12 protein-coding genes and 1 pseudogene are annotated in these 12,953 nt (G+C 65.7%); 9 read left to right on the plus strand and 4 right to left on the minus strand.

Translation table 11 applies throughout. The annotated features are described in order from the left end of the window. Positions 1-138 precede the first annotated feature (138 nt). From HBE64_RS01540 to HBE64_RS01550, 3 genes are read left to right on the plus strand one after another with little or no spacing between them, the layout of a single operon-like run. The gene (locus HBE64_RS01540) at positions 139-744 is read left to right on the plus strand and encodes a Panacea domain-containing protein (protein WP_167097132.1); all 606 of its coding nucleotides are present in this window, start codon (positions 139-141) and stop codon (positions 742-744) included. A 9-nt stretch (positions 745-753) separates the two neighbouring features. Then, a complete protein-coding gene (locus HBE64_RS01545) occupies positions 754-1,137 on the plus strand; it encodes a type II toxin-antitoxin system PemK/MazF family toxin (protein WP_167097134.1) in 384 nt (127 codons plus the stop codon). 32 nt (positions 1,138-1,169) lie between these two features. After that, on the plus strand, positions 1,170-1,964 hold the full coding sequence (locus HBE64_RS01550; RefSeq protein WP_167097136.1) for a hypothetical protein: 795 nt from the start codon (positions 1,170-1,172) through the stop codon (positions 1,962-1,964). 122 nt (positions 1,965-2,086) lie between these two features. Here HBE64_RS01550 and HBE64_RS01555 read toward each other — a convergent pair whose 3' ends face one another. Next, positions 2,087-2,629: a hypothetical protein gene (locus HBE64_RS01555; protein WP_167096562.1), complete on the minus strand. Its 543-nt coding sequence runs from the start codon at positions 2,627-2,629 to the stop codon at positions 2,087-2,089. Between the two features lie 77 nt (positions 2,630-2,706). On the opposite strand from HBE64_RS01555, the pseudogene HBE64_RS01560 reads away from it, so the two are divergent. The 3 genes and pseudogenes from HBE64_RS01560 to HBE64_RS01570 all read left to right on the plus strand — a co-directional run. Continuing rightward, positions 2,707-2,838 (plus strand): annotated as a pseudogene (locus HBE64_RS01560) (DUF4244 domain-containing protein); the annotation flags it as partial. Between the two features lie 50 nt (positions 2,839-2,888). Next, complete coding sequence (locus HBE64_RS01565) at positions 2,889-3,161, plus strand: TadE family type IV pilus minor pilin (protein ID WP_371744065.1); 273 nt, start codon at positions 2,889-2,891, stop codon at positions 3,159-3,161. Then, positions 3,130-3,471 carry an Rv3654c family TadE-like protein gene (locus HBE64_RS01570; RefSeq protein ID WP_167097138.1) on the plus strand — a complete coding sequence of 114 codons (342 nt, stop codon included), beginning with the start codon at positions 3,130-3,132 and terminating at the stop codon, positions 3,469-3,471. Before HBE64_RS01565 ends, HBE64_RS01570 begins: the two co-directional genes overlap by 32 nt. On the opposite strand, the gene HBE64_RS01575 is transcribed toward HBE64_RS01570, so the two are convergent. Next, complete coding sequence (locus HBE64_RS01575) at positions 3,464-4,489, minus strand: PAS domain-containing protein (RefSeq protein ID WP_167097140.1); 1,026 nt, start codon at positions 4,487-4,489, stop codon at positions 3,464-3,466. The genes HBE64_RS01570 and HBE64_RS01575 overlap by 8 nt on opposite strands. 303 nt (positions 4,490-4,792) lie before the next feature. Further along, positions 4,793-7,114, minus strand: a complete 2,322-nt coding sequence (locus HBE64_RS01580; protein WP_167097143.1) for a DEAD/DEAH box helicase — start codon at positions 7,112-7,114, stop codon at positions 4,793-4,795. A 295-nt stretch (positions 7,115-7,409) separates the two neighbouring features. On the opposite strand from HBE64_RS01580, the gene HBE64_RS01585 reads away from it, so the two are divergent. The 3 genes from HBE64_RS01585 to topA all read left to right on the plus strand — a co-directional run bounded on the left by HBE64_RS01585 (position 7,410) and on the right by topA (position 11,240). After that, complete coding sequence (locus tag HBE64_RS01585) at positions 7,410-7,613, plus strand: cold-shock protein (protein WP_003925183.1); 204 nt, start codon at positions 7,410-7,412, stop codon at positions 7,611-7,613. Positions 7,614-7,740: 127 nt separating this feature from the next. Next, on the plus strand, positions 7,741-8,319 hold the full coding sequence (locus HBE64_RS01590) for a hypothetical protein (RefSeq protein WP_167097145.1): 579 nt from the start codon (positions 7,741-7,743) through the stop codon (positions 8,317-8,319). A 113-nt stretch (positions 8,320-8,432) separates the two neighbouring features. Continuing rightward, on the plus strand, positions 8,433-11,240 hold the full coding sequence (gene topA, locus HBE64_RS01595; protein WP_167097147.1) for a type I DNA topoisomerase: 2,808 nt from the start codon (positions 8,433-8,435) through the stop codon (positions 11,238-11,240). A gap of 77 nt (positions 11,241-11,317) precedes the next feature. Here topA and HBE64_RS01600 read toward each other — a convergent pair whose 3' ends face one another. Then, entirely contained in the window at positions 11,318-12,937 is a 1,620-nt protein-coding gene (locus HBE64_RS01600; RefSeq protein ID WP_208300634.1) for an adenylate/guanylate cyclase domain-containing protein, read from the minus strand. Positions 12,938-12,953: the final 16 nt, after the last annotated feature.

Raw genomic sequence — 12,953 nt, forward strand, 5'->3', positions numbered from 1 at the left:
TCTGCAGGGGATCGTGGCTCCAACATGATGCGCGAGCGGACGGCGAAGCGATATCTGCCGCCACGAAGGTGGGTTTTCTGCGACGACGAGTTACACTGATGTCATGCACGACCTCGGCTACCTGGGGGTGAGTCGCCGTTGAGCCCCCGATCAGTTGATGCCGCGAGATGGCTCATCGCCGTCGCTGCCGACGCAGGCCGGACGCTGACGAATTTCCAGATCAACAAGTTGCTCTACTACGCCCACGGCGATTACCTGGATCGTCACGGAAAACCCTTGTTCAGGGAGGGGTTTGAAGCTTGGGAGCATGGTCCAGTTTGCCCGCCCGTCTATCGCGCATTCAGTGATTTCGGCTCTGAGCCGATTGCCAATATCCAGGTAGATCGCGTGCGCTTGGCTCGCAACATCGCTCCGACGGCCCTCTGTGCTCTCGAACAAGCGTGGGCAGACTACGGCGACTGGTCTGTCTCTGAATTGTGGGACGACGTACACCGTCCAGAAAGCCCTTGGGAAGCCGTTTACGTACCTGGGGAGGACCACACCGAGATCACGGACGACGCGATCAAGGCGTACTTCTCGGACCTCCAGACGCCGAGGCTTCGTCGGTCGATGAACCGTTTGAGGAAGCGCCGCGATGAACGCGGTGATTCTCGCGGAGAGGTTGTCGGCGACGCTGGATTGTCGTCCGAAATTGAGGCGTGGAGCGACCTGCGCGCAGCCGGAACGTCCGGTCTCCTGGGATAATTCAGATCCGTGCCGCTGAGTTCGATCCAGTACCGAGGTGTGTACAAGCTTCGTGATGGCGATCTGCGACTGCACCCCGATCCGGATGGCAGACCTATCGGCACCAAGGCGCGCTATTTCGTGGTGTTGAGCAATCGCGAGGTCTGTCAGAGTGCTGAGTGGCATTACGTCGTTGGCTGTCCTACGTCTACGGACCCGAACCACGTTACGGAGTATTGCGTTGAAGCGCCGCGCGGTAGCGGCAATCTTCCCGAGGACTGCTGGATCAGAGTGCCAGCGATTCAACCCCTCGATAAGTCTGTGCTCTTCGGGGGCGACTTCTGCGGCGAGTTGAAGGGTGACCCCCGGAAGCGGCTCGAAGAGGTCGTGGTCGACATGATCGGCCTTTTGTAGCTCACAATGGCCGATTACTCTACGATCCGACCGTGGAATTCCTCAAGTACGGCGTCGGCTGGATTATCGCCATCGGCTTTGGTGCGGCTGGCGTGTATTACTTTCTGTACAACCGACGCCGGAAGAAGCTAGAAGTCAACGGACGGTCGGGCAGTCTTAGGCTGCCTACCGCAGAAAAAGCTGCCGGCGACCTCAGGATCACCTTCAACGAAGATGCAATCGACGATCCTCACATATTCGAATTTTCGGTCACAAATACTGGGCATAAAGATATCGCCAGCAAAGATTTTGACGGAGGTGTGCCGTACAGTGTCGACTTGGGGGCGAAAATTGTCGCCCGCCTTCAAATCCCGGGTTTACAGAACACTGCCGCAGCATTTCAAATCAGCGAGGAAAATTACCAGACCATAGTTTTGAAGCCGAGCAAGATCGCTGTTGGGAGCACGCTGAAGATACGCGTGCTCTTGGATGGACGACCGAACGTCACGTATGGCGAAAACCCTTTGATTGACACCGATATAGTTAGAGGGAAGTCTGAGCGAGCAAAGGCGCAAAAAGCAGTGCGGCGCATGATGCTGGCGCTGATTCCTCTAAGTCTAGTAATCGCACTTCTCAGCATTATTCCCCAGTTATTCTTAGATAATAGCCGGGCCCGAAAAACAAGTTGGTGGATCTTTCATGACATCGTCGCCAGTCCGACCTGGGCCTTGGCGTGCAGCTTGTCCGGGGCTGCGCTTGTTCCCCTCGCCTTGGCGTTGACCTTCTTCGTGTTCTACAAGACCCAGAAACTGGCCAGTATGAATCGTCGTGTTGTCGAGCTTGGCTAAGCGGCCCATGCGTAGCACTTCTTTATGTCACCGCCATGCGCTCTTATCGTCGTGCGTCCACTCGAAGTCACGGACGCGGATAGCCAAAGTCGGCACGTCCGGGGACGGTAAAGCCAAACGCCTCAAACAGGGTTCGCGATTACCCGCTTGGACAGAGACGCCAAGAAGTCGTAGAAGAGCGGTGTGTATCCATCGCACTCCTTAAGGGCCAGTTTCCCGTCTCGCACGGTGACGGTCTGGCCGGCGAAACGAATTTGCCCTGACACTAAGCGACTTACACTAAAGTCCTCGAAGTCGACGCGAGGATTACGATTGCGCCACTCCGTCTCGGGGTAATGATAGTAGTAGAGGCGGCCATCTGGAGTAAGCACCTGCATTTGGACGATCCTGCCCCTGATGCCGACGGCTTCTCCTGCGCGTCGAGCGCTGAGCACGAACCCAGGCGCACAAGTGAGGTTCTTGAACCTGCCGAGTTTAACGACCTCGCTGTGCATCGGCGCTCCCTGCTCACTGAGATACCGCGCCATGTCGACGAGCGCCTGCCGCAATTCAGCAGAAAGATGTCGCGCGGCGTTTTCCTGTTCGGTCCGACGATTCTCTTCCTCTCGGGTTTCCTGCTGCAGCTTGTGCGTCTGCTTTCGGACAGCATCATCGAAGCTGGACATTCGCCCCTCATCTCGTCGACAGGCAAGTGTCGACAATTTAGCAGGCTCGAATTTTGGCAACCAGGGTGTAATCTCTCACTACCGAGTACGCCATCGGGACGATTGCCGCGGCGGCGTTCGGCGCCATCCTCTACAGCGTGGTCACCGGCGACTCGATCGTCGGTGCGCTGACCAACATCATCAACCGGGCACTGAACACCAACGTGTAGCCGATGCCGGTTTCAGCACCGTCGAAGCCGCACTCGCCATTGCCGCACTGGTGGCGGTGCTCGTCGTCTGCGTCAGCGGCCTCACGGCGGTCACCGCCCAAGTCCGCTGTGTCGACGCGGCCAGGGAAGCGGCCAGGCTGGCTGCCCGCGGCGACACGGCGGGCGCTGATGCGGTGGTCCGCGGTGTCGCACCGCCGGGTGCGGCGGTGGAGTTCCGCAGGCGCGGCGACTTCGTCGAGGCCCGGGTCAGCACCCGGTCGCGGCTGCTGCCGGGCATCACGATCTCGGCCGGTGCGTTGGCGGCGGCCGAACCCGATCGCTGACGATGCCGGGGCGGCAACGGTTTTGGGCGCGTTGCTGATCGTGGTGCTCGTGACGATCACGCTCGCGGGTGTGCAACTCGGCGGTGCCGTAGTGGCCAGGCACCGAGCCCAGGCGGCGGCCGACCTTGCCGCGCTCGCCGCGGCGGCCGCACTCCCGGGCGGGACCGCCGCCGCGTGCAGGCAGGCGCTCGGCGTGACCGCCGCGATGGGTGCGGTGTTGCAGGGCTGTGACGTCGACCGACTCGACGTGGTCCTCACCGTGAGTTTCGGGCGGGCGCGCGCCGTAGCGCGGGGCGGGCCGGCTATTTAGCGATGTCGTCGGCGGACAGCAGCTTCGCCTCACTCAGCTCGATGTCGGTGGGCAACCGAAGCGTGATGAGGCCGGCGAAGATTCCGTTGTCCAGTTCGACACGGTTGACGCTGACGTGCATCGGCACCCACCCCTCTTCCACTCCGGGGAGCCGCAAAACCCTACTGGTCGAACCGCTTTCGAATTCCTTGGCCATCGGCTCCAGAAGGCCTTTGTCGGCTGGATGGAACTGGACACCCTGGCGCCAGTCGTAGTGTGGGCACGGGTCGTCGAGCCACTTGAGCAGATTCCAGCTGCCCAGGTCGACGATCGCCCGGTACACCCCCGGCTGCGAGAGACCCTTGAGGATGCGCTGGGCCAGCAGATCGGTCGGCGCATCCGACGGGTCGAGTTCCCCGACGAGGTTCATGGCCCGGGCGATGAGATGCTCGGTGCCGTCCTCAGCAGGTTCCATCGCCGTGCGCGCGACGAAACCCACCCGTCGGCGCCCGCCCAGTTTGTCGGTGAAATCCCAGCTGGTGCAATACGTACGGCCGGGGCCGGGATCGACCGCCAGCGCCAGCACGCGGGCTTCGTCCCGGTTGAGGTCACGGCTGGGCAGATCCTCGACGAACGCCCGCCCGTGGGTGCGTTCCTCGGATGGGTCCATCCCGGCGTTGGTCAGCGACTCGACGGTGTCGGTGGCCTCCCCGGTGGTCATGTCCCACTTCAGCGGCCCGGGAATCGGCCGCTCCGGTGGCTCAGCGTCGGCCGGACCGATCCACACGTGCACGCCGTGCACCTTGCCGTCGGTCATCTGGACAGCTTCGGTGCGGATGACCCGGTCGCTCTTCGGGGTGATGCTGGCGAGGCTGGTGCCCGTGGAGACGGTCTCGGAGATGGCGGTCTGAATCGCGGCCAGATGCGGATTCCGTCGCAGAAACGCGGTGATCGGCACGAGGTTCTTCATCTGGCGGCCCTGTGCGACGACGACAGGCTCGGAGCCCAGTGTCTCCACCAGCAGCCAGTCGTGGTTCATGGCTGGGAGTTTAACGGTGCAGCCACCACGCGGCTCACAGGAAACTCGCAGGTGAGCGGGACAGGGCAGTACAGCTAGACGTCATCTACCTGCGGAGTTCCTTGCGCGGACCGGGCGATTTGGGTACTTTTCGGCTACGTCCGATCCGTCGGACCTGAGAGCGGATCGAGTTGTCCGACCGTTCCTCGCAGGCGATTCGCATCGCCCAAGGCCTCCAGCAGAGTGGGGCGCGAACCCCCTTGTGGATTGGTGTGGCCGATTCTCGGTGGTCGACCGTTTGAGGGGTCGGTCGGCGACCGACGATCACATCTGGCCGCCGGCAAGCTCGGCCAACACGAGCCTGAGCACCCTCACCGCACCCGCCTTGTCCAGCGGTTCATTGCCGTTCCCACACTTCGGGGACTGCACGCACGACGGGCACCCCTGCGGGCACTCGCACGATTCGATGGCGTCTGCCGTGGCGCCCAGCCAGGTCGCCGCCATCCGGTAGCCCTGTTCGGCGAATCCCGCGCCGCCGGGGTGACCGTCGTAGACGAACACCGTGGGCAGGCCACCCTCTCCGATTGCGGTCGACAGGCCGCCGATGTCGCCGCGGTCGCAGCTGGCCACCAGCGGTAGCAGCCCGATTGCAGCGTGCTCGGCGGCGTGCAGCGATCCCGGTATCCGGGGTAGCTCGATTCCACTGTCCAGCAACGCTTCTGGCGTGATCGTGTACATCACCGCGGTGGTGGGCAGCGACTGCTCGGGCATATCGAGTTCGACGAAGTCGATGACCTCACCGGAGAAGCGGCGACGCAGGTAACCGATCACCCGGTGGGTCACCGACACTGGCACCAGTCCCAGTTCCACCGCGTCGAAGCTCACCCGCTCGCCGGCTCCGGTCACGGTGATGTCGGTGAGCTCGCGGGCATAGGTCGAATAGCCCGGGTCCTCGGCATGGACGAAAGCCACGCCGTCCTCGAGGCGCAACGAGTCCACGACATAACTCTCACCCTGATGCAAATACACCGCGCCGGGGTGAACGGTGGCCGGTGCCTGCCCGGCCGCGGTGTTGCCGAGCATGCGGCCGGTGCCCTCTTCAACGATGGCCACCTGACCGCCCGCCGACCCGCGGATGTCGACGGCGGGATGCGGGTCCAGCCCGGCTGCCGGGAAGTACCGGCTGCCGCGACGGCGCAACAGCCCGTCGTCGACCAATGCGGCAGCCACCGGCTCGGCCTCCCACCGCCGTACCTCTGCGTCATCCAGCGGCATTTCGGTTGCTGCGCAGAGCAACTGAGGGCCGAGGACATACGGGTTGGCGGGGTCGATGACCACCCGTTCGACGGGCTTGTCCAGCAGCGCAGCGGGATGGTGCACCAGGTAGGTGTCCAGTGGGTCGTCGCGCGCGATCAGCACCACCAGCGCACCCTGGCCGCGCCGTCCCGATCGGCCGGCCTGCTGCCAGAACGACGCGACCGTGCCGGGGAAGCCGGCCAGCAATACCGCGTCCAGCCCGGCGATGTCGATACCCAACTCGAGGGCGTTGGTCGTTGCCAGACCGCGTAACTCGCCGTCGTACAGTGCCCGCTCCAGTGCCCGCCGGTCCTCGGCCAGATAACCCGCCCGGTAGGACGCCACGGTGTCGAGCAACTGCGGCGCGATGTCCTCCAGGCGAGCCCGCGCCGCCAGCGCGGTCAGCTCCGCGCCGCGCCGCGATCGCACGAACGTCAGCGTCCGGGCCCCCTCGGCGACCAGGTCGGCCATCATCCGCGCCGCCTCGGCTCCCGCCGAGCGCCGCACCGGCGCACCGTTCTCACCGAACAGATCCGTGCGTAACTCCGGCTCCCACAGCGCCACCGTGCGCGCGCCATGCGGCGAGCCGTCCTCGGTGACCGCCTCCACCGTCTGCCCGATCAACTCCGACGCCGTCTGCCCCGGCGCCGCGGTGGTGGCACTGGCGAAGATCACCGTAGGGCTCGACTCGGGCGCGTACCGTTCACACAAGCGAAGCAGCCGGCGCAGGACCATCGCCACGTTGGACCCGAAAATGCCGCGGTAGTAATGGCATTCGTCAACCACGATGTAGCGCAGACCACGCAGGAACACCGCCCAGCGGGCATGGTTGCGCAGCAGCGAGAGATGAATCATGTCCGGGTTGGAGAACAGCCACCTCGAGCGTTCGCGGGCGAACCGGCGCACCTCCGTCGGGGTGTCGCCGTCATAGGAGGTGGGTGCCACGTCGGCCAGTGCGGGTACCGCGGTGGTCAGCGCGTGAGCGGCCCGCAACTGGTCGTGGCCAAGCGCTTTCGTCGGCGACAAATACAGCGCCCGGGCCCGCGGGTCGCGGGACAGCGCATCCATGATCGGCAGCTGGAACGCCATCGACTTGCCGGAGGCCGTGCCGGTACTGACCACCACGTGACGGCCGGCATGGGCGAGGTCAGCGGCGCGAACCTGATGCGACCACGGGGCGGTGACGCCGTGATCGTGGAACGCGCGGAGCACATCTGGCTCGACCCAGGCCGGCCACGCGGCGGTGACGGCGCCGCGGGCGGCGATGTCCGCGACGTGACGCAACGCCTCCGGAGAGGACTCGGCGCCCGCGACGGCCGCGGCCAGCAGCTCGTTACCGAAGCTCGCCATCGCCGACCCCCTTTCCGTTCCGCGACTCCGCAACGTAACGCCCGTATCGAATTGTTCATCAGTTGGTAGCACCGAGACTGTCGCAAGTGCGCTGAACGTGATTGGATAAAGGCGGTCGCAGCTTCTGTGTTCGTGTCTTCACATCGCAGGATCGACGTTGCGATCGCGGTTCCTGCGAGGGTCTGTAGGTCGGGTGAGTTCCGACAACTCCACGAAGGATGGCGGTCGGAACGGGCCCGGTTTGCCGAAAACTCGGTCGACCGCACCCGGTAGCAAGAGAAGGAAAGTACGAAAGATGCCACAGGGAACTGTGAAGTGGTTCAACGCGGAGAAGGGCTTCGGGTTCATTGCACCCGAGGACGGTTCTGCAGATGTGTTCGTCCACTACACGGAAATTCAGGGGTCGGGCTTCCGCACCCTTGAGGAGAACCAGAGGGTCGAGTTCGAGGTCGGTCAGAGCCCCAAGGGACCGCAGGCCACAGGCGTGCGCTCTATCTGATCAACAGCGACATACAGGAATCACCCCCGTGCGTCCCGGTAACGGGCACCGCCGGGGGTGCTTCGTTTTCTGAGCCCATTCGGCTCGGCTGCACGGCGCTTGCCGCCAACTGCCTTACTGTCGAGTCGTGAGCCAGCTGTCGTTCTTCTCGGCTGAGTCGGTGCCGCCTGCGGTCGCCGACCTCACCGGGGTGCTCGCAGCGGCCGGTCAGGTCGTGGTGGTCGGCAGCGGCGCGCGGCTCTCGGTGGTGGTCGAGGACCTGTGGCGGGCGACGGCCCTCGCCGAGATGATGACCGAGGCGAGGCTGGAGCCCGAGATCACCCGCACCGAGGAGGACACCCCTCTGGTGCGGACCGCGGTCGACGTCCGGCTGGTGAACATCGCCGCCGACTGGACGCGTGGGGCGGTCAAGACGGTCCCGCCGCAGTGGCTGCCCGGGCCGCGGGAGCTGCGGGCCTGGACGCTCGCTGCGGGCACACCCGAGGCCGACCGCTATCTTCTTGGTCTGGACCCGCACGCACCGGATACCCATTCGCCGCTCGCATCGGCGTTGATGCGGGTGGGAATCGCACCGACATTGATCGGGACCAGAGGGTCCCGGCCGGCGTTGCGAATCAGTGGTCGCAGGCGGTTATCGCGCCTGGTAGAGAACGTGGGGGAACCGCCGGATGACACCGAAGCGTTGTCAGCGTGGCCAAGGATCTGACACATTCCGTGTGGAGGGCCGGTTTGCGTCGGCTCGCCCGGGGTGCGAAATTGTCAGTTGCCCGCGAGGCCGGGGGTACCTGTGGGCAAGACAGAAGTGGAGCGTAAGCGCAGTTGGCTGACGACGAAACCCGCGACAGCGGCGGCGGCAATGGTCGCGTCCGACGGCTCGTCATCGTCGAGTCGCCGACAAAGGCGCGCAAAATCGCCGGTTACCTGGGCTCCAACTACATCGTCGAGTCGTCCCGCGGACACATCCGCGACCTCCCGCGCAACGCCGCTGACGTGCCCGCGAAGTACAAATCCGAACCGTGGGCCCGGCTCGGGGTCAATGTCGAGCAGAACTTCGAGCCGCTCTACATCATCAGCCCGGAGAAGAAGAGCACCGTCAGCGAGCTCAAAGACCTGTTGAAGAACGTCGACGAGCTCTACCTGGCCACGGACGGTGACCGCGAAGGCGAGGCCATCGCCTGGCATCTGCTGGAAACCCTTAAACCCCGCGTGCCGGTCAAGCGGATGGTCTTCCACGAGATCACCGAGCCGGCTATCCGTGCGGCCGCCGAACATCCCCGTGACCTGGACAACGACCTGGTCGACGCGCAGGAGACCCGCCGCATCCTCGACCGGCTCTACGGCTACGAAGTCAGCCCGGTGCTGTGGAAGAAGGTCGCCCCGCGACTGTCGGCGGGCCGCGTCCAGTCGGTCGCCACCCGGATCATCGTGCAGCGGGAACGCGACCGCATGGCGTTCCGCAGCGCGTCCTACTGGGACGTGCTGGCCGAGCTCGACGCCAGCGTGTCCGACCCGAACGCCGCGCCGCCGCGCTTCACCGCCCGGCTGGTCAGCGTGGACGGCAAGCGGGTGGCCAGCGGCCGCGACTTCGACTCCCTCGGTGTGGTTCGTAAGTCCGACGAGGTTGTCGTGCTCGACGAGGCCTCGGCCGGCTCGCTGGCTACCGGCCTGCGGGGGGCCAGCCTGTCGGTGGCGTCCGTAGAAGAGAAGCCCTATACCCGGCGGCCATATCCGCCGTTCATGACCTCCACGTTGCAGCAGGAGGCCGGTCGCAAGCTGCGGTTCACCTCCGAGCGCACCATGAGCGTCGCCCAGCGGCTGTACGAAAACGGCTACATCACCTACATGCGTACCGACTCGACGACACTGTCGGAGTCCGCCATCAACGCCGCCCGTAACCAGGCACGCCAGCTCTACGGCGACGAGTACGTGCATCCGTCGCCGCGCCAGTACACCCGCAAGGTCAAGAACGCCCAGGAGGCGCACGAGGCCATCCGCCCCGCCGGTGACACCTTCGCCACCCCGGGTGCCCTGCACCGCGAGCTCGACGGTGACGAGTTCCGGCTCTATGAGCTGATCTGGCAGCGGACGGTGGCCTCGCAGATGGCCGATGCGCGGGGGACCACGCTGAGCCTGCGCATCGCCGGCACCGAACCCGACGGGCGTGAGGTGGTGTTCAGCGCCAGCGGCCGCACGATCACCTTCCCGGGCTTCATGAAGGCCTACGTCGAGACCGTCGACGAGCTCGCCGGCGGCGAGGCCGACGACGCCGAGAGCCGGCTGCCGCAGCTGCGTCAGGGCCAGCGGGTGGACGCCACCCAGCTCACCCCCGACGGGCACAACACCAACCCGCCGGCCCGCTACACCGAGGCCTCGTTGATCAAGGCGCTCGAGGAGCTCGGAATCGGCCGTCCCTCAACGTATTCCTCGATCATCAAGACGATCCAGGACCGCGGTTACGTGCACAAAAAGGGCAGCGCCCTGGTGCCGTCCTGGGTGGCGTTCGCGGTGACCGGCCTACTCGAACAGCATTTCGGGCGGCTGGTGGACTACGACTTCACCGCGGCCATGGAAGACGAACTCGACGAGATCGCCTCGGGCCACGAACGCCGCACCAACTGGCTGTCCAACTTCTATTTCGGCGGCGAGCACGGCGTGGCCGACTCGATCGCCCGCGCCGGCGGCCTCAAGAAGCTGGTCGGGGTCAACCTCGAGGGAATCGACGCCCGAGAAGTCAACTCCATCAAGCTTTTTGACGACGAGCACGGCCGCCCGATCGTGGTGCGCGTCGGTAAGAACGGCCCGTACCTGGAGCGGATGATCACCGGCGACGACGGTGAGCCGACCCCGCAGCGGGCCAACCTCAGTGACGAGATCACCCCGGACGAGCTGACTCTGGAGCTGGCCGAAACCCTTTTTGCGACACCGCAGGAAGGCCGGGTACTCGGCGTCGACCCGGAGAGCGGGCACGAGATCGTCGCCCGCGACGGCCGTTACGGCCCGTATGTCACCGAGGTGTTGCCGCCGCCGCCCGAGGAGGACGGTGGGGTCACCGCCAAGAAGGGCAAGAAGCCGACCGGCCCCAAACCACGCACCGGTTCGCTATTCCGGTCGATGGACCTGCAGACCGTTACCCTCGAGGACGCGCTGAAGCTGCTGTCGCTGCCGCGACTGGTCGGCGTCGACCCCCAGTCGGGCGAGGAGATCACCTCACAGAATGGCCGCTACGGCCCATATCTGAAGCGGGGCACCGACTCTCGTTCGTTAGCCACTGAGGATCAGATCTTCGACATCACGTTGGACGAGGCGTTGAAGATCTACGCCGAGCCCAAACGTCGCGGCGGTCAGGGTGCGGCGGCCCCGCCGCTGCGCGAGCTGGGCACCGACACCGCGTCGGGCAAGCCGATGGTTATCAAGGACGGCCGGTTCGGCCCCTACGTCACCGACGGTGAGACCAACGCCAGCCTGCGCAAGGGCGATGACGTTCTGAGCATCACCGACGAGCGCGCCTCCGAACTGCTTGCCGACCGCCGTGCCCGCGGGCCGGTGAAGAAGGTGTCGCGTAAGGCACCGGCGAAGAAGGCACCCGCCAAGAAAACGCCCGCCAAGAAAGCCGCCAAGAAGGCCTGATCTCGTCGCGCCCACACCTACTAACGGGCGCGGAAAGTCAAGTGCAGAGCGACATTTCGTCGATCTCGGCGAAGGACCTACCCTGCGACGTCGCTGGTGAGTTCGGGCCGCGGAGTCGGCACGGCCAGCTTGGCCGGGCGGGCCAGCTGGGTCGGTGCCGTGCGGCCACGCAATTCGACGATCTCGCCGACGTTCCAGCACAGCGCCTCGGCGTCGAGTGCACCGCTGACCGCGATCGCCGAGGCGAGCACGTGGCCGTTCTCCAGCTTGGCCAGCTCGGTGAGCCGCGCGGCCTCGTTGACCGGATCGCCGATCACGGTGTATTCGAAGCGGGCCTGCGCACCGATGTGCCCGGCGATCGCCCGCCCGGCCGACACTCCGATGCCGAATTCGGTCTGGCCCAGTACCTCGACGAGTTCGTCGTGTAGCTCGCGGGACGCGGCCAGCGCCGCTCCGGAGGCGTCCGGGTGCTCGATGGGGGCGCCGAAGATGCACAGTGCCGCGTCACCCTGGAACTTGTTGACGAACCCGCCGTGCTTCTTGACGGTGTCGACGACAACGCGGAAGAACTCGTTGAGCAGGCCGACGACCTCGCTGGGCGGCCGGGTGGACGCCAGCTGGGTCGATCCGACCAGGTCGACGAACAGCACCGCAACATCGCGTTCCTGGCCGCCGAGCTCGGTGCCCCGCTCGAGGGCCCGGCGGGCGACGTCCTCGCCGACGTAGCGGCCGAACAGGTCACGCAGCCGCTGCCGCTCGGAGAGGTCGCGGACCATGTCGTTGAAGCCGGCCTGCAGCAGGCCGAGCTCGCTGGCGTCGTAGATCTGCATGTGGGCGTTGTAGTTACCGCGCTGCACCTCGCCGAGCGCCCAGCGCAGCTGGCGCAGCGGGTCGGCGATCGACATCGCGGCCAGCAGGTTGCCGGCCAGCCCGATCACCAGCGCGGCGATCGCCATCAGCAGGATCGGGGTGAACAGCTGGTCGGCGGATGCCTGCAGCAGCGAGAACTTGGCGGCCACCACCGACAGCACGATGGCCAGCAGGGGCACACCGGTGGACAGCAGCCAGGTCAGCAGCAGGCGCAGCACCACCCCGGGCCTGCGGAATTTCTCCGGCGGTCCGCCGCGCAGGGCGGCCACCGCGACCGGGCGCAGCACCCGCTCGGCCTGCAGGTAGCCGATGATCGAGGTGGCGGCTGCGCCGAGCAGGGTGGCGACCGCCATCACGGGGGCCGCGTGGCTGGCCACCGGCCAACTGGCCGCGATGAACACGATCGCGCCCAGCACCCAGTTCGTCATGCTGATCATCGATCGGTACACCGGCATCCGCAGCGCCCGCAGCCGGGCCGCCTCGGTGGTCTCCGGGTCGTCGTCGGCCAGCAGGGCGTCACGTCGTTGCCAACGGAACACCGGCACCAGCAGCTTGAGACTGACGAAGGCGCCAACCCCGAACGAGATGAACAGATAGCTCAGGAAGATCGCCAGGTTCACCGTCGGGAGGTCCTGGAGCATGATGCGGTCCGCGGGCGGCAGCCCGAACCGCAGGAACCCCAGCACGAGCAGCGCGCCGATGATGTCGGCCTGCAGCATGCCCAGCGAGAACACCGGCCAGGGCGTGCGGGCGACCCAGCGGATGAATCCGCTGATTCGTCCGCTGCTGGTCGGCGCAGTGCTCACGCACCCACCGTATCGGTCCAGAGCGACGGATCTGCAC

The sequence above is a fragment of the Mycobacterium sp. DL592 genome (assembly GCF_011694515.1).
Taxonomy (GTDB): Bacteria; Actinomycetota; Actinomycetes; order Mycobacteriales; family Mycobacteriaceae; genus Mycobacterium.

What these genes read in the sequence shown, in the direction of transcription:
- HBE64_RS01555 (WP_167096562.1), bottom strand. Translation starts at nt 2,629, where the DNA reads ATGTCCAGCTTCGATGATGCTGTCCGAAAGCAGACGCACAAGCTGCAG.
- HBE64_RS01575 (WP_167097140.1), bottom strand. Translation starts at nt 4,489, where the DNA reads ATGAACCACGACTGGCTGCTGGTGGAGACACTGGGCTCCGAGCCTGTC.
- HBE64_RS01580 (WP_167097143.1), bottom strand. Translation starts at nt 7,114, where the DNA reads ATGGCGAGCTTCGGTAACGAGCTGCTGGCCGCGGCCGTCGCGGGCGCC.
- HBE64_RS01585 (WP_003925183.1), top strand. Translation starts at nt 7,410, where the DNA reads ATGCCACAGGGAACTGTGAAGTGGTTCAACGCGGAGAAGGGCTTCGGG.